We start from the raw sequence: 19,680 nt of genomic DNA, 5'->3' as shown, positions 1-19,680 counted from the left end.
CGGTAAATGTTGAAAGTAAGCGGGTCGTGTCGCTCACGTTCTGGTCACCCCGGTCTAAACCAGCCGGTGTGACAGGAACTGTCGTCCGCGTTGCCGGTTCCGCTGTTCGACGGGCTCACCGGTCCAACGGAGGGTATGTTCCACCCTCTTGTCCCAAAGCAGGGCAACAGACGATCATTCCAGTCTGGATGCCGTTTGGGGGGGACTATGGAGCACGACCTAAAGGCGCTTCGCATTTTAGGCGATATGCTGGCCTGCGGGCGGCGCTCGTTGGACCGACTGCCCGAAAATTGGCGTATGCGCCGCCGGTCGGCGCTGCGAAATTCTTCCAGTCTGGCAAACCGGCTCCATTTTGAACCGGTAGAGCCGCGCCTGCTGCTGGCGGCCGACGTGCCGCCGATCACCGGCACTATCGAAGTGCCGGGTGAAACCGATCGCTTCGCATTCACCCTGACCGAACCCAAGAAGGTGGTGTTCGATTCCCTCACCGCCACCAACAATATGGTCTGGGCGCTGGCGGACCAGAAAGGCAGCATTGTTTCGAACCGCAATCTGGCCCAGTCGGATTCCTATGACTTTTCGGGTGGCAACATCCTCGATCTGCAAGCGGGCGAATATACGCTGAGCATTGATGGCCGGGCAGACGCGACCGGCAATTATGCATTCCGCCTGCTCGATATAGCCAATGCCGATGTCTTTACGCCTGGCGATGTCGTCAACGGGCTGCACAAGGCGAACGAAACCGCGCTCTACACGTTCGACGCGCTGGCCGGGGACAGTTTCTTCTTTGATGCGCACAGCTATCCGGCTGAATCGACAGCGTGGCGGCTGATCGGCCCGGACGGCGAATATGTCACCGGGCCAAATGGGTTCGACGATTCCGGTGCCTATCTGCTGAACCGCAGCGGTACGTACATGATGGAGATTGAAGGCCGGGTGTATAGTTCGGCCACGGCCGACATCAGCTACTCCTTCACCTTCGGCAAGATTACGCAGGCCAGCGCGGCCCTGACGATCAATGAACGGGTACAGGGGCGCCTCGCGACCGCAGGCAGCAGCGCGGTGTTCGATTTCGACCTCGCCAGCGACAGCAAGCTGCTGTTCGACAATCTGATTCGCCGCGACAGCCTCAAATGGTCGCTCAGCGGACCGCGCGGTCAGGTCATCAACAACCGGAATTTCAACAGTTCGGATTCCTTCAACGGCGACCCGCTGCTCAATCTTGTCGCTGGACAATATAAGCTGACGGTGTTCGCCGATGGCGATGCAACTGGTGATTTTGCCTTCCGCCTGCTCGATTTTTCGACGACGGCCACTGCGATCAGTGCAGGGGACAGTTTCGGCGCGACGATCGAGGATGGCGGCGCTCTGGCCAATATTGCGCACGCCGCGGGCGCGCCGATCGACTATTCGGCGCAGGGCGGAACGATCAACCGCAGTTGGGATGTCGCCACGCTTGGCGAGCTTGCGGTCGCGAACGACGCCGCACTCAATCCGGCAGCGATCACGCTCGAGGCATGGGTCAACGCACGCAGCGGGGGCGGCTTCTATCAGGGCATCGTCAGCAAGCTGAACGATACCGGATGGAGCAATGGCTACGGGCTGGTGCGTGTCGGGGGAAATGTCCGCTTCTTCGTCAACAACTGGAGCGATGGCTTTGTCGAGGCGCCGCTCGCGACGGATCAATGGAAACATGTCGCCGGAGCCTATGACGGCACGACCTTGCGGCTTTATGTCGATGGCGCGCTGGTTGCCGAAAAGGCCTATGACGCAGCCATCAATCACAGCGCCAATGCGCTCAACATCGGTGCGGCGCCGACCGGCAATTATCCGTTCGACGGGCAGGTGGACGATGTGCGCCTATGGGGCATGGCGCGCAGCGCGGCCGACATCGCCAGCGGATATCAGCGCCCGCTGACGGGCAGCGAGAGCGGCCTTGCGGGCTATTGGCGCTTTGACGAGGCGACCGGTCAGACCGCTGCGGGACTCGCGCCGGGCGCTCTGGTCGCCAGCGGTGTCCTGCGGCGCGGGACCGAGACAAAGCTGTTTCGGTTCGACGGGGTGAAGGACGACCATTATTTCTTCAACCTGCTCAGCGCCAGCAACAGCCAGTATATACGCGTATATCGCCCCGATGGCGCCTTGCTGCTCAACGGTTCGGGACTGGGCGATATCGACCTGGGGAAGCTGCCCCAGACGGGCGAATATCTGATCGCGGTCGAAGGCTATCTCTACAATCAGGGCAGCGCGGCATTTACCGCGGAACTGCTCAAGGTTTCGGACGATGCTGCCGCGCTGACGCCGAACGCGCTGACCAGCGGGCGGATCGATGCCGGGGAAGCCGATCGCTTCACCTTCACGCTGAGCGAAGCGACGAAGCTGGCCTTCGATTCGCTGACGGCGAATTCCGCGTTGAGTTGGTCGCTGACGGGGCCGTTCGGCGCGGAGGTTGCGGATCGCAATTTCTACTATTCCGATTCAGCCGAAATCGACGCCAATGGCAGCCAGTTGCTCAACCTTGCGCCGGGCACATATACGCTCACCGTCGATGGTGCAGGGGACGTGGCCGCCGATTATCAGTTCCGCCTGCTCAACCTTGCGAGCGCAACCGCGCTGACGCTTGGCGCGGAAACGACCGGCAGGCTGGAGCCGGGCAACGAGACCGACATGTTCGCGTTCACGGGGCAAGAAGGCGATGCGATCACGGTCGAGCGAATTTCGAGCACCAATGTCAATGCGTTCTGGCGGCTATATGATCCGCTGGGCCGTCTCGTCACATCCGCGCGCCAGTTCAATGGCTCGGTGCCGCTCACGCTCGACTATGACGGAACCTATGTTCTGGTCCTCGAAGGGCGGGTGTGGGAAGGGGCGCCGGTCGACTATGCGCTCAAGGTCAGCCGCACCGGCAACACGGCGCCGCCCGACAGGGGGGCAGGCACCGCGTTTGCACTCGGTGCATCGGTCGGCGATACGCTGAGCGCCGCAAACGAAGCCGATCTCCACAGCTTTTCCATTACCGCACCCACAAGGGTCTATTTCGACAGCCTGACGCCCGACACGGGCAAGACATGGGCGCTGTTCGGTCCATCCGGGCGGATCACGCCGGATCGCCCCTTCTTTTACACTGACAGTTTCGAGAATTACGCGAACACATTTATCGACCTGACGCAGCCGGGCGACTATCAGATCCGCGTGCAGGGCAGCACCGGCGCCTACAGCTTTCGCCTGCTCGATTTTGCAAGCGCCACGCCCGTCGCGGCCGATGGCAGCGTCACATCCTCCACACTCACGCCCGTTCGCGAATCCGACATTTTCAGTTTTACCGCGAGCGCTGGCGAAAAGATCGTTCTCGACGTTCGCGACTATCCCAATAGCGCGAGCTGGCGCATCTTTTCGAGCAATGGGCGTCAATTGTTCGGTCCCGCCGGGTTCGATTATCACGAACTCGTCATGCCCGTTTCGGGCACCTATTATTTTGTCGTGGAAGGCCGTGTCTGGGATAGCGGCGCGTCGGACAATTATGCCTTCATCCTCAATCGTCCGGCCGATCCGGCGCCGATTGACCTGACGCTGAATGACATCACGCAAGGCACCATCGCCAAGGCCGGAGATGTTCAGCGCTATCGCTTTACGGTCGATACGCAGAAGCTTGTGATTTTCGACACTTACAGCGCCGAGGTCTATCTTGAATGGGCGCTGAGCGGGCCGCAGGCTTCCCTTGGCAATCGGTTCTATTATTCGGACAGCTACGAACAGCAGAACCGCACGCCGATGCTGCTGGAGGCAGGCGACTATGAACTGGTGGTCCGGGGGTCGCCGCAAGTAGAAACCGGCGGACGGACGCTGGGCGACTATAAGTTCCGCCTGCTCGATGCCGCCGCCGGGGCATTGCTCGCGGTCGATGGTTCCCCCACGTCCGGCACGCTCGATCCGGGCCGGGAAACCGATGTCTATCGCTTCACGGCGGCAGCGGGCGAGAAGGTCTTTTTCGACGGTATTCAGGGGGCGGGCAACGGATCTGTCAAAATCCTCGATGCCTTTGGTCAGATCGTATACGGCCCCACCGACTTTCGCGATGCCGCCATCACCATGCCGCGCGCCGGCACCTATACATTGCTGGTGGAAGGGCGGCCCTGGGACAACACAGCCACAATAAACTATCAGTTTGCGCTGTCGCGGATCGAAGCGGACCCGGCCCCCATCGCGCTCGATTTTGGCGAGCGGACCACCGCGACGATCGCCAAGCCGACCCAGAAACAGCGGTATACATTCACGCTGACCGCGCCCAAATCCTTCTATTTCGACAGTTTCACGCCAGACACTGAGATTTCCTGGGCCATCTCAAGCGCCGGACTGAACCTTGTCGGCAGCAATTTCTACAGCACCGATTCATACGAAAACAATGCTGACCGCATTTTCACGCTTCCCGCCGGCGATTATGATCTGGATATTTCCGCCAACGCCGGAAAGACGGGCAGCGCCGAATTCCGCCTGATCGACACGGCATCGGCCACCGCACTTGTCTTTGGCCGGCCGGTTCGGTCCGATCTCAGCCCTTTACGCGAAACGGATGTCTACAGTTTCGAAGGGGCGGCGGGCGAGACGATATTCTACCAGAATCTGCAAAGCCAGCCCAATGCCTCTTTGCGGATCATCGATCCCGATGGCCTTCAGTTCGTCGGCCCCACGAACATGGACAATCGCGAGATCGTGCTGCCCAAGACAGGGCGCTACCTCATCCTTCTGGAAGGGCGGGTGTGGGATGGCAGCGCCAGTCAGAGCTATGGCTTCACCCTGCAAAGGCCGACCAACCCCACCCAGACGATTGCCATCGACGGCACGACCAGCGGGGCGCTGACGCGACCGGGCAAGATCGGCAACGCCCTTTCATTTTCAGCGCATGAGCAGATCCAGATCGTCGATCCCGCGCTTGACCTGCGGCAGGATGTGACGATCGAATTCTGGATCAATCCCGACCGGCAGGCCGACACATGGTCGCCGATCGTTTACAAGGCCGACGACGCGGGGCAGCGCGGCTATTCGCTATGGTTCAACGCCAACGGCTACATACATTTTTCAACTATGCGCGGCACGTCGAACGACACGCTGGAGACGGCGGGCGGCGCTGTGCCCTATGGCGAATGGAGTCATGTCGCCGCGGTGCTGGAGCGCAGCACGGGTACGATGAAAATCTATATCAACGGTGTGCTGGCAGCCTCCCGATCGGTCAGCACGGCGGTGTCGAACGGTTCGGCTGCCACGCCTTTGATGATCGGCGGCACCAGCGAATATCATGAGGCCTATCGCAAGTTCGAGGGCGGGCTGGACGAGGTGCGCGTGTGGAACGGCGGGCGCACGGAGGCGCAGATCGCCGCGAACATGAACGCGGGTGCGCCCACGGACACCACCGGCCTGGCGTTGCGACTGAGCCTGGACGCGGTGACATCGGGCGCCGTGACCAATAATGTCACCGGCGCGAAAATCCCGGTCCTGCGCGACCTTGCAAACGTCAAGGGGGTGGTCGAGGGCCGCCTCGGCACGCCGGGCGACAAGCGGACCTACACCTTCACCGTCGCCGAACGCACGATGATGGTGTTCGACAGTCTGCATGACAATGATCAGATGGTCGTTTCCGTCACCGGACCGGGCGGTTTTTCTATATCGAACAATCTGCGCAACGGCGACAGTTACGAACTGGGCGGCAGCAACCCCGTTTTCACCGTCGAGCCGGGCACCTACACCATATTGGTCGATGGCACGGGTGCTGCCACCGGCGCCTTCGCTTTCCGCCTGCTCGACTTGTCCGCCGCGCCGCTGGTGCCGTTCGATACCGCGATTTCGCAAACGGCAAGCGGGTCTTCGGAAAGCTACGCTTATCGCCTGAGCGTCGATCCGGGCGACAATCTGCTGTTCGATGTCCAGCAGGTGACCAATTCGGGCAACAGGGTGTCGTATCGGCTGATCGATCCTTATGGCCGCCAGATTTTCGGTCCGGACGACTTTTCCTCGCGGGAAACCGGGGCGCTGGCAATCGGCGGCGTCTATACGCTGATCGTCGAACCACGCGTCTGGCGGGAATGGCCGGTCGATTTCCGCTTCGCTGCCTACAAGGTTGCGGCCACGCCGCCGGTGGCGATCACGCTCGACGGCCCCAATCCTCAAGCGCCACGGATACAGCCTGGCAAGAGCGGCAACGCACTTGGCCTCCGCGGGGTCGATTATGTCGAGGTGCCAGACAGCCCACAGATATCGCCAAGCCGCAATCTGACGGTCGAAGGCTGGTTCAAGCTCGACCGGTTCACCAACAGCTGGACGTCGCTGGTCGCCAAATCGACCCATGGCACTTCGCCCTACCGGATTGCGGTCAACGCCAACGGGTCCGTCTGGGCGGCGGTGCGCGATGCGTCCGGGGTGCAGTCGATCCAGACCGGCGGCGGACTGATCGCCGCGGGCGAATGGGCGCATATCGCGCTGGTGGCCGACCGTGACGGCGGCGCGATGAAAATCCTCGTGAACGGGGTGGAGCAGGCATCGGACGCGATCAGGATCGGCAATAATGCCGATGCGGGCGAACCGCTGCTGATCGGCCAGTATGAGGAGGTCGAGATCAGCTACGGCCAGTGGGAAGGCGCAGTCGACAGCTTCCGCATCTGGGACGTTGCGCGCAGCCAGGCTGATGTGGCCGCCGGAATGACGAGTCCGCCGACGCCGGGCACCGATGGCCTTCTCTATGCGCTCGATTTCGAAAGTGCGGCGTTGAGCGGCGGCGCCCTGCTGCGCACGACCAACGCCAATGGTGTTTCCGGCCGCATCGCAAAGCCTGGCGAAAGCGATATCTACAGCTTCAGCCTGACGGCCCAAACGCTGGTCATGCTCGACAGCCTGACAAACTCGGGCGACATCAACTGGACTCTGACCGGCCCGCAGGGCGAAATCGTCACTGCCCGGCGCTTTAGCGACACGGATTCCGCCGATTTCACGGCGTCGCCCGTCCTGCGACTGGGTGCGGGGGATTATCAGCTGAAGATCGACGCAGTCGGCAGCGTGACCGGCAATTATAACTTCCGCCTGCGCGACCTTTCCCTCGGGACGCCACTGACGCTCGGTTCGCCGGTTTCGGGAACGCTCACGCCCACGAGCGAGACGGACATCTACCGCTTTGCCGCCAATGCGGGGGAAGCATTCTTCTTCGACGGCGGCACCGTTCACAACGACATGCGGTGGCGGCTGATCGATCCGTTCGGCAATGAAGTATTCGGTCCCAATATAATCGGCAATATTGACGGGCTGGAGCTTGCCATAAGCGGCGTCTATTCGCTGCTGATCGAGGGGCCGGCCTATACGGCGACGGTCGCCGACTATCAGTTCGGCGTCTATCCCGTCACCACGCGGAATGCGGCGCTGACCATCGGGTCGCGCGTGGACGGATCGATCGGCACGGTGGGGGAAAGCGACGCCTACAGCTTCACGCTCGGCGCGGCCAGCAAGCTGGTGTTCGATACTCTGACGACGGCGACCAGTTTCAACTGGACGTTGCGAGGCCCCGATGGCGTCGAGGTCGCCAGCCGCAACGTGCATGACTCCGACGGCTATGATTTCGGCGGCAATCCGGTGCTCAGCCTTGGCGCGGGCAGCTATACGCTGACGATCGACGCGACGGCGGAAAATACCGGCGACTACAGTTTCCGCCTGCTCGACCTCGCATCCGCCGAGGAACTAGTGCCGGACGGGACGTTTAATCGCACCATCGGCCAGAATGGTCAGGAAACGGATATGTTCCGCTTCACCGCGACGACCGGTATGCGCTTCGGTTTCGACGTGGTCAGCAATTCGTCCGGCAACCATAGCTGGCGCCTGATCGACCCGTTGGGCCAGGTGATTTTCGGCCCCGTGGGCCTTGGCGATACGGATCTGATGACGGCGGCGATGGCCGGCACCTATACCTTGCTGGTGGAAGGGCGGCGTTCGGCCACCACGGATGGCAGCTACAGCTTCATTTACAACGAGCCGCCGATCCTGGCGGCAGGCGGCCGGACCAGCCAGAATTTCGATGTAGCGGGCCTGCCCTATATATTGGGCAATCATCGCGGGACGGCCGCACAAATATTGTCCGATGGCGGCAACAATGTCATCAGGCTGACCGATTCCCTGCAAGCGAACGGCCAGAATTCGATCGCCTTTTCCGCCACCGGCAGCGGGCGGCAGGATGTCGTCGATCTGGGTTTCGATTTCCGCCTGACCCGCCGCGCCGGCCAGACGGACGACGCCGACGGCTTTGGCCTGCTCTATCTGCCGGTCAGCCAATATGGCAATGGCGGGCCGGGGATGCTGGTGACGCCCGAAGCCAATCTCGCCGGTGCGCTGGGCATAGGTTTCGACACGCTCAGCAACGGCGAAGTCAACGCCAATCACATTTCGATTCATTATAATGGCGTCAAGCTGACCGACATCGCCAATCCCGGCCTGACGCTGGCCAGCGGTGATTGGGCGCGCGCGCGGATGGTCGTGGAGCGGACCGATGGCGGATCGCTGGTCACGATCGAACTCACGCCCGAAGGGGGCGCGACCATCGCCGCCGTCACCGATTTCTTCGTGGCGGGCATGGAACTGGAGGCAGGGCGCCTGGTGCTGGGCGCAAGCCAGGGCAGCGCGACAGCCGATCAGGATTTCGATAATTTCGCAATCGCCATGACCGCCGCGGCGCAACCGATGACGGCGCTGGCGCTCAACGATGCGGTCAGCGGTTCGATTGCTGCGGCCGGCGCGGTGCAGCGCTACGAATTTACCCTGACGGAAGAAACATCGGTCGTTTTCGATGCGCTGACCAATAACAGCGCGCTGCGCTGGGACATTAGCGGGCCGACCCAGACGCCCGCCGCGCGCAGTTTCAACAGCACGGATTCTGCCGAATTTTCCGGCAACCCGGTCATGACGCTCGCGCCCGGAACCTATCGTGTCGCCATTTCCGCCACCGGCGCCAATACTGGCAGCTATTCTTTCCGCCTGGCGTCGCTGGCGGACGGCACGGCGATTGACCTGAACGAAACGCAGGATCTCACCCTCACCCCCGGCAACCTGACGGAAATATACCGGTTCGATGCTGCCGCCGGCCAGGCGCTGTTTTTCGACCTTTTGAGCGGATCGAACGATCCCTTCTGGCGGCTGATCGACCCGGCCGGCAATCTGGTTTTCGACACGACGCGGGTCGGGGATGTCGAGCAGCCTGTGTTGCCGCTCGACGGCACCTACACGCTGCTGGTTGAAGGGCGCGTGGGCACGTCGGCGCCGCAGACTTTGAGTTTCCGTGTGGTAGACATGGTCGACAGCAGCACACCGCTGACGAGCGGCGACACGATCAGCGGCACCATCGCCGTGCCAGGCGCGAAGGCGCGATACACCTTCACCGTCAGCGACCCGCAATATCTGATATTCGACAGCCTGATCAACACGGCCCAGTTCGCATGGACGCTGACCGGACCATCCGGGACCATAATTTCGCGTAATTTCCAGAATGCCGATGCCCATTCCGGCGCATCGCCCGGCGCAATGTTCTTCGAGCCGGGCGACTATGCCATCACGGTCGATGCCAATGACGACCTGACCGGCGATTTTGCTTTCCGCCTGCTCGATACGGCGCTGGCGAGCGACCTTGTGCTGAATGCGCCGACCACCGGCCGGCTGGAGCCGGGCAACGGCACCAATCTCTACACATTCACCGGCGCTGTCGGTGACGAGATATATTTCGATTTCATCTCCAGCCCCGGATCGGGCCAATGGCGACTGTTCGATCCCGATGGCCGGGTGGCGATGAGCGCCAATTACCGCACCGATACCGGCTTCGTCACGCTCGCCAAGGCAGGCGTCTATACGCTGGCCTATGAGGGCCAGATCGGCGAATCCGGCCCTGTCGATTACCAGTTTCAGGTCGACAAGCTGGTCCACAAGAGCCGCACGATCGATCTGGGCGAAACGATCAGTTCGACGCTCGATCAACCCGGCCAGCGGGAAGATCTGCGTTTCACGCTGGCCGAGGAAACCCTTGTCTATGTCGATGCGCTGTCGCCGTTCGGCGATGTCAGCTGGCGGCTGACCGGCCCCGCCGGTGACTTTGCCGCGCTGCCCTTCACCCAGACCGACAGCTATGATCGGTCAAACGCCCAGGTGGTCTATCGTCTGCCCGCTGGCGACCATGTGCTGCGGATCGAAAGCGGCACGACGGCGGATCGGGACTATTCGATCCGTCTGCAAAAACTCGCCGATGCGCTGCCGATCACGCCGGGCGTACCGGTCAATGGCACGCTTAGCCCCGGCTCCGAAACCGATATGTACCGGTTCGACGGCGAGGCGGGCGACCGCTTCTTCTTCGACAGGCTCAGCTACGCCGGCGTGTCCACCCACTGGCGGTTGATTGCCCCCAATGGCCGGCAGCTGTTTGCCGGTGACATGAACGATGTCGATACGCTGGTCCTTCCCGATAGCGGTTCCTACACGCTGCTGATCGAAGGCTATGTGCAACAGGCCGCATCGGTCGGGACGTATAGCTTCAACATCATCGAAAACACGTTGATCGCGCCTATCCGCATCTCCTCGCTGGAGGTGCGGCCCTCGCCCGATCTCATTCCGATCGAGCTGGCGGTCAGCAGCAGCGGCACGATCAGTTCCGGCAGCGAGATCACCATAAGCTGGAAAACGCGCAATCAGGGTACGCGCCCGACTAGCGGGGCGTGGCAGGACCGGGCGTTGCTGCGCAATCTGGATACCAACGAGATTATCGGCAACATCCTGCTGGATGACAGCGGCACGGTGATCGCCGCGGAGGGTGAACGGCAGCGGCAAACCACGCTGACGCTGCCCACGGGCAATCGCGGTGTCGGCCGGATCGGCGTGACGGTGACGAACGACGTCGCCAACACCATCGGCGAAGAAAATATCCTGGGCACCGCCGAAACGAACAACGCCGCGACGCTGGAGTTCACGTCCCAACTGGCCCCGTTCCGCGATCTCGTCGTTTCCGCCGTCGCGGCGGACCCGGCTGGCGGTTGGAACCCTGGCGATACCGTCACGGTCAACTGGACCACCACCAACGCGGGCAACAGCGCGACGGCGGCGGATTTCAGCGAACGAGTGTTCGTCCGCAATGTCATGACCGGGCAGCAGGTCCGGGTCGCCACGGTGCGCTTCACCGGCGCATTGGGCGCGGACGAGTCCGTGCAGCGGTCCGCGCAGATCCTCTGGCCCGCCGGCATATCGGGGCAGGGCATTTTCGAATTTTCGGTGGTCACCGATATTTTCGATCAGGTTGCCGAAGCGAATATAACCGCCACTGGCGAGACCAACAACAGCACGGCCGCAATCATCACGTCTGCGCCCGATCTCCAGATACGCAATCTGGCGATCAGCAACAGCGCGCCCGCATCGGGCGATGCCATCACGCTGACATGGGATGAAAGCAATCTGGGCAATGTCGGCACCCTTGCAGGGTTCGACAATCGCCTGCTGGTACAGAATCTGACCACCGGTGAGACGCTGTTCGACAGCACGATCGTCACGACCGCCGCTTTGGCGGCGGGCGAAAGCCGCGCGCGCACCGCCAGCTTCACCCTGCCCGAAGGGCAGCGCGCGGTTGGCGACATCCGCGTCACCATAATCGCCGACAGCAATGCGAACGGGCAGTCCAGCGTGCGCGAGGCGGCGGCCGGCGTCGCCGCCGAGGGAAATAATAGCGCGCAAGCTGAGACCGCCGTCGCTGCCCGGCAATATGCGGATTTGCGCGTCAGCAATGTCAGGGCGCCCGCCAATGGCCTGGGCGGGGGCAACATCACGGTCCGCTGGACCGTGACGAACGCCGGTGTGGAGACGGCGGACGGCGCCACATGGTCGGACCGGGTGATATTGAGCAGCGATGCCATCCTCGGCAACGCAGACGATGTCATCCTGGGCAATGTGGCCCGAACCGGCGGACTGGCGGATGGGGGCCGCTACAATGGTTCGGCTACGCTGGCCCTGCCGAATGTGACGTCGGGCGACTATCGTATCTATGTCGTGACCGATGCGGCGCAGGACATTGTCGAACCGGATACGCGGGCGGACAATGCGGGTGGTCCTGCGGACATCGCCATTACCAGCCGCGCGCCCAACCTGGTGACAGAGGCCATATCCGGCCCGGCTGCCACCGTGCTGGGCGGCGATCCCTTCACGGTGTCCTGGCGCGTGCGCAACACCGGGGACGCGGCTGCTGCCGGCGGTCATGTCGACCGGCTGATACTGTCGGCCGATAGCGTCGCCGACGCGGACGACCTGGTGCTGGCCGAAGTTCCGCGCGATGCCGGTCTGGCAATAGGCGACAGCTATACCGTATCCGTTCAAGCCCGCGTGCAGGACGGACGCAGCGGCGATTATCGCCTGATACTGGTGACCGACGCCGGAAGCGCCGTGTTCGAAAATGGCCTTGAAGGCGACAATGCCGGGGTTTCGGCGCATGTCCGTTTCGCTGTCGCGCCCTCAGGCAATCTGGTCGTCGAAAGCGTCACCGTGCCTTCGGGTGCGCGACCGAGCGAAACGGTGGAGATCAGCTATATCATCCGCAACAGCGGCACGGTGAGCGCGAGCGCGCCCTGGACCGACCGTATCTATGTGGATAACGACACGACCGTTTCGGGCGCGACGACGCTGGCCAGCATCGTCCGCACGTTCGATCTTGCGCCGGGTGAGGCCTATGAGGTGCATCAGTCGGTCACATTGCCGGTGCACCTGGCCGATGGCGCATATTCCATTCTCGTCCGCGCCGATGTTGGCCAGCAAGTGTTCGAAGGCGGCATAGAGGCCGACAATGACGGCGCGTCGAACGCGCTGACCCTGACCCATCCCGATCTGGTGCCGATCAACCTCACCCTGCCGGGCGGCGTCGATCCGCAATCGAACAGCGACATCGCCGTGACATGGCAGGTCCGCAACGATGGGACAGGGGCCAGCATCGGCGGCTGGACGGACAGCCTCTGGCTCTCCCGCGATGGCATCGTGGATGCGGCAGACATCAAACTGGGCGAGGTCGTGCGCGGATCTAGCCTGGACGTCGGCGAGGTTTACGACGGTGCGCTCACCGTCCATCTGCCCATTGATGCTTCGGGTGAATATCGCATCATCGTGCAGAGCGATAGCGGCGCCACCGTGCCCGAAACCGGTGGAGGCGAAACCAACAACAGCGCCTCTGTCGCCCTTATGGTGGGCCTTGCGCCCTATGCCGACCTGGACGTCGGCAACGTCACCGCGCCAGCCCGTACGATCAACGATCCCGCGCGCGTCACGGTCGGCTGGACTGTCACCAATATCGGCACCGGCCTTGGGACCACCGGAAGCTGGACGGATCGCGTCTATATGTCGCGCAATCAGATATTCGGCGATGGCGACGACCTAATGTTGGGCGAGCTGGTCCATTCGGGCGGGTTGGCACTGGGCGACAGCTATGACGCCGACCTTGATCTGATCCTGCCTGCCGGATTCTACGGTCGCTACACGCTGTTCGTTCGTTCAGATGCGACAGAGGCGGTGTTCGAAAACGGCGCCGATGCGAACCGCACCGCACTGACGGGCTTTTTCGACGTGTCGCCGATCGCCTGGGCCGATCTGCAGATCGAAAGCGTGGTGGCGCCCACATTGGCGCAATCGGGCACGTCCATCGATGTGACTTGGCGGGAAAGCAATCAGGGCATCGGCCTGACCAATACCGGCGAATGGTTCGACAGCGTCTATCTGGAAAGGACCGATGGCAGTGGCCGGATCCTGCTTGGTTCGGTCAATCATCTCGGCTTCCTTGGGGTGGGGGACAGTTACGACCGCACGGCCAACTTCACTTTGCCCGATGGCATAGCGGGCGATTACCGTATCGTCGTAATCGCGCCGGGCGGCGATAATCCGGGCAGCCAGCCCTATGAATTTGCCTTTACCGGCAACAATAGCGGCACATCCGCCCCGATCAGCATCTCGCTCTCGCCGCCGCCCGATCTTCGCGTCACGGCCATCTCCGCGCCGGCCAATGGCGTCGAGGGCGGCGTGGTCGACATTGGCTGGACGGTCAAGAATGAAGGGCTGAGCGCGGCCGAGGGCAGCTGGGTGGACAAGGTCTATCTGCGCAAGGCGGGCGACAGCGGCGCAGGCACGCTGATCGGCACCTATAGCTATACCGGCCCGCTGGCGGCGGGGACCAGCTATAGCCGGCGCGAGGAAATGCGCTTGCCGGCCAAAACCAGCGAACGGTTCGAGGTGATCGTTGTCACCGATGCAGGCGACGCCGTTTATGAACATTCCGCCGAGGCGAACAATCGTTCGGTCGACGACGAATCTATCCTCGTATCGGTGCTGCCGCGCCCCGATTTGCAGATCAGCGAAATCATCGCGCCTGACAGGGTGGCAGCGGGGGCCACCGCGTCTGTCGATTTCACCGTCATCAATCAGGGGCTGGTCGAAGCCAATGGCAACTGGACCGATCAGGTCTGGCTGTCGCTGGATGACAAGATCAGCGGCGACGATATCCTCGTGTCGCAGCTGGCCAATCCGATCGCGCTCGATTCGCTGGACAGCTATGAGTCGAGTTCCGCGACCTTCACCGTGCCGTTGCGGTTCCGGGGCAATGTGTTCGTGCTGGTGGCCACGGATACCGGCAACGCCATCGACGAATGGCCGAACGACACGGCGGCCAGTAACGTGCGCGCGCACCAGATTTATGTCGAACCTGTGCCGTTCGCCGATCTTGTCGTCGACAATGTCGTCACCAACGCCCAGGCATTCGAGGGCAACAGCGTGCCGGTGCGCTATACCGTGACCAATCGTGGCGCTGGCACCAGCAATCTTGGTCAATGGACCGAGCAGATCTGGCTGACCAGGGACAAGAACCGTCCGCACCCCGGCCTTGGCGACATATTGCTCACCAGCCTTCCCTACACCGGAGGCCCGCTTGTGGAAGGGCAGGGTTATGACCGCGAACTGACTGTGACCCTGCCTGCCAACCTGGTGTCCGGCACATATTATATCATGCCCTGGGTCGATCCCTATGCGACGCTGCTGGAAGATTCGCTGGCGATCAATGTCAACCCCGACGATCCGGCCGAAATCCAGAGCAGCAATTATCGCGCCCGCGCGATCCAGATCGTCGGCACCCCGCCGGTTTCCAGCACGCGCGCCATCGCGGTGACGGATGTAACCGCTCCGGCGTCGGCCAAGGGCGGCGAGGATTTCACCGTCAGCTGGACGGTGCGGTCGACCGGCGATGCGCAGGCCAATGGCTGGACGGACCAGGTCTATCTGTCCGATGCGCCGTTGCTGGAAAATGCGCGCAACATATTCGATCTTGGCAGTTTCCAGAATCTCTCGTCGCTCGATCCGGGTGCAAGCTATACCAACAGCGCGACGTTCACGCTCAATCCTGCCGCTGCCGGGCTTTATGTCATCGTCAGGTCGACACTGGGCGGTGACCCTAACATGCTCGACAACGCAAAGTTCGCCGCCACCACCGTGACGAACGCCCCTGCCGACTTGCAGGTGGTCAGCGTGGTGCCCGCCGCGCCGGGCGTCGTCGCCTATTCCGGCGAACGGACAAGCGTTACCTATACCGTCGAAAATAAGGGCGCGCCGGTCTGGTCGGGCACGCAATATTGGACCGATCAGATCTGGGTGTCCAAGGACCCGACCTTCATTGCGAACCGCGCGACCTATGTGGGTTCGGTAACGCAGGCCAATGAAGGGCTGGCAACCGGGCAGAGCTACAGCAACACGCTGGAGTTCGACATGCCGCCCGGGGTGGACGGCGAATATTATGTCTATGTGTTCACCAACACGCCATCGCGGCCGGTGGTGCCCAGCGACATCGTCCGGTCGGGCAATAATGATGCGCTGAAGGACGATGCTTTCCGCAAGTTCGTATTCGAACTGCCCGCGGGGACGGTCGAACAGGCGCAGTTTCCGGTCGTCTATCGCGAGGCGGACCTCAAGGTTACCGAACTGACCCTGCCGGACACGCTGCCTGCGGGCGGCACGGTTGAAATCAGCTTCCGCGTCGAAAATGTCGGCACGCGGGCGACGCGCGAGGACTCCTGGGTGGACCGGGTCTATCTGTCGCTCGATGCCTCGCTCGATGAAGGCGACTGGCTGATGTCGCGGGAAGCGGCGCCCGGCGTGATCGTCCGCGCGGAAAATGCGCATGTCGGCATCCTCAATCCCGGCGAATCCTATATTGCCACGGTCACCGTCAGCCTGCCGTTCGAGCTGGAGGGTGATTTCAACGTCATCGCGGCGGCGGATTTGGGCCTTGAACAATCGGGCTATGCCAAAAGCACGCTTTCGTCCCGCCTGGCCGGGGTGCGCGGCGCGGTCAATGGCAAGGTTCGGGAATATGCAGGGGAAGGCAACAACCTGACCCTGCAGCCGGTCACGCTGACGCCCTATACCCCGCCGGACCTTCAGGTCGCCACGCTCGGGGTGCCTTTGCGCGCGACCCGTGGCCAGCCCTTCCGTGTGGAATATAGCGTCACCAATGTGGGCGGCGCTACCCCGGCCCTGCAACCGCAATGGGACGACCTTGTCTATCTCTCACGCGATCCGTTTCTCGACCTGACATCGGACCGTTTCCTGGGTTCGATCCGCCATGACGGCGGTCTGAACGCGGGCGGCACCTATTCCGTGGTCAAGGATTTCGTCGTTCCGGGAGACCTGGGCACCGAAGCCTATTATGTTTTCGTGGTGACCGATCCGGCGCGCTATGACGTTACCGGCAGTCTCTTTGAAGCGGACGAGCGCAACAATGTCCGTGGCAGCGATGTGCCGATGGTCATCGAGCTGCCGCCGCCAACCGACATTCAGGTCACGGATATCGTGGCGCCGGACAACAAGCAGGCGGGCGATCCCGTCACCGTCAGCTGGACGGTGACGAACAAGAGCATGGTGACCGCTTCGGGAAGCTGGAGCGATGCGGTCTATCTGTCGCGCGATGCGACCTGGGACGTGGGCGACAAGCTGCTGGGGCGCGCCAATTTTGCCGGATCGCTGCTGGCGGACCAGAGCTATACGCTCAGCCTGAATACCACGCTGCCCGGCGCGGCGGCGGGCGATTATCGCATTATCGTTCGCGCCGATGCGCGCAACCAGTTGTTCGAGGATGCGGGCGAGGCGAACAACATCACCGCCGCCGCCAACGCCACCAGCATCTCCATCGAGACGCTGACGCTCGGAATCCCGCTGTCGGCCAATCTCAAGCCGGGGCAGGAGCGGCTTTATCGTATCGTCGTGCCGGCGGAACAGACCCTGCGGCTGCGCGTGGCGTCCGATGATGAGCGTGCGATCAACGAAGTATTCCTGCGGCATGACGATGTGCCGACCTCCGCCCTGTTCGACGCGACCTATGCCGGGCCGCTGGCGCAGGAACTGACCGCGATCGTGCCGGATACGGAGCCGGGCGTCTATTATGTGATGGTGCGCGGCCATAGCGGCCCGGACGAAGGCAGCACGGTCCGCCTGATCGCCGATCTCATGCCGATGGTAATCACCAGCATAGAGACCGATACCGGCGGCGACAGCCGCTATGTCACCACCACGATCAAGGGCGCGCGCTTCCATGAGGATGCGATCCTGAAGCTGTCCCGGCCCGGCATCGCCGAGTTTGAGCCTGTCGCCTGGGAGGTGGTCGACAGCAGCACGATTATCGCGACATTCGATTTTACCGACGCGCCGCACGGCCTTTACGACCTGAAGGTCACCAATCCCGATGGCGCCGAAACGGTCGAACCCTATCGCTTCCTGATCGAGCGTGGGATCGAACCCGAAGTCACGATCGGCGTGGGTGGGCCGCGTGTCATACTGGCGGGCGACCAGGCGACCTATTCCATCGCGCTCCAGAATATTTCGAACCTCGATGCGCCCTACACCTATTTCCAGGTCGGCGTGCCGGAACTGAATTACAACCAATATGTCTATGGCCTCAAATTCCTCGAATTCTTCACCAATGTGCGCGGTATTCCAGAGGGCGCAGAGGGTGGCGACAATGCCGATATTCCCTTCATCAACCTGGAATCGATCACCAACACCAACGGGCAGTTGCTGACATCGGGCTTCCTGTTCGATCAGCCGGCCGACGGTTTTGGCGGCTTTAGCGTCAATGTTCGCACCTATCCTGGGCTCAAGGAAATGGCGGATCGTGCGTTCAGCGCGTTTCAGGATAGGATGAACAGCCTGTTCCCCGACCTCGCGCCGATCCTGGACAGTGACGAGGGTGGCCTTGGCGACTGGTGGGAAGCGGTCAAGGACAAGGTGAGCGAGATCATGCCTGCCGCGCGCAGCACGCTCGACCAACTCGATTTTGTCGGCCTTTACCAGCAGAATAGCGCTGTTCCCAGCAAGGATGAAATCCCGTTCATCCCGTTCCGCTTCCATATCGTCGCGGCGGCCACGACGATGACGCGGGCCGAATTTGTCGACTTCCAGTCGAAGCAGGCGCGCGACCTGCGCACCGCGATCCTTGAGGCGAATGATGCGCCCCCACCGTTGCTGGCGCTGGCCGCCGATAAAGGGCAGTGGACCGACCTCTATCTCGCCGCGCTGGAGCAGGCCGGACTGCTGCGCGACGAGCAGGACGTTCCGCCCATTCGGACGAAACAGCATATCGTCAGCCTGATGACGACGCTGGCATCGGGGATATTGTTCGGCCCCGGTGGGTCTGCGGTACGCTCCACCGGCGATCTGCTCGCCTTCTTCGATCAGGTCCGCGGCTATTATGGGCATGAAGACGGGCTGATGGCGGCCATTGAATATATGGACCCGCGCCACAGCGACCGATATGATGGCGAGATACCGGTTCCGGCGCTCCCGGTCCGGGCGGACTATGATCTGGGACTGTCCACGCCCACGCATTTCGAAGCGTTCCGCATTTTCGTGCCATGGGTGCCGTTCGACCAGCGCGGCGCGGGGTTGCCCGCCGATTTCCAGATCAACGGGCCGGAGCCGGTCGATGGGCAGGAATTTGCCCAGCTCGATTTCTCGCGCTTCTTCGCCAGCGAGGGTCAGGTCAACCGGCTGGCATCGATCACAGGTCCGCAAACGCTCGACACGCAGGGCTGGCTGCCGGGCGCGGCGGAACTACCTTACACCGTCAGCTTCGAAAATGCGGCAGGCTCGGCGCGCTATACCAACGAAATCCAGGTCGTGACCACGCTCGACCCCGATCTCGATCCGCGCAGCTTCCGCCTCGGCGATATCAAGATCGGCGATATCAACATCGACGTGCCCGATGGCCGCACCAGTTTCGATGCCGAGATCGACTTTACCGCCACGCGCGGGTTCATCCTGCGGATCAGCGCGGTGCTGGACCTGTTCCGGCAGCCGGCGAGCGCAAGTTGGCTTATCCAGGCGATCGACCCGTTGACGGGCGAAGTCCTGCAGGATGCGACCCGCGGCCTGCTGGCCCCCAATGATGCGAGCGGGACGGGCGCGGGCTTTGTCAGCTACACCATCGTCCCTGCGGACGATGTGGCGACTGGCGAGCGCATTTCCGCCTCCGCGCGAGTGCTGATGGATGGCTTCGCGCCCGAGGATACCATTGTCCTCAGTCAAATGGTGGACGCGGCCGCGCCGACGAGCACGCTCACCGCCAAAAGAGTGGGCACGACGGCGAATTTCGAAGTGAACTGGCGCGTTCAG

The 19,680-nt window shown here is 62.4% G+C and carries 1 protein-coding gene (running past one end of the window); it reads left to right on the top strand.

Annotated elements, in window-relative coordinates; genetic code table 11:
• The first annotated feature begins 270 nt into the window (after window positions 1–270).
• Window positions 271–19,680: the 5' portion of a putative Ig domain-containing protein gene (locus WG908_RS02675; RefSeq protein ID WP_340185026.1), read on the top strand. It continues 17,187 nt past the right edge of the window; 19,410 of the gene's 36,597 nt are visible here — the first part of the coding sequence; the start codon lies at window positions 271–273; the stop codon falls past the right edge of the window.

Source organism: Sphingobium anseongense (genome assembly GCF_037725245.1).
GTDB lineage: Bacteria > Pseudomonadota > Alphaproteobacteria > Sphingomonadales > Sphingomonadaceae > Sphingobium.
This window is presented reverse-complemented; position numbering and strand designations above follow the sequence as displayed.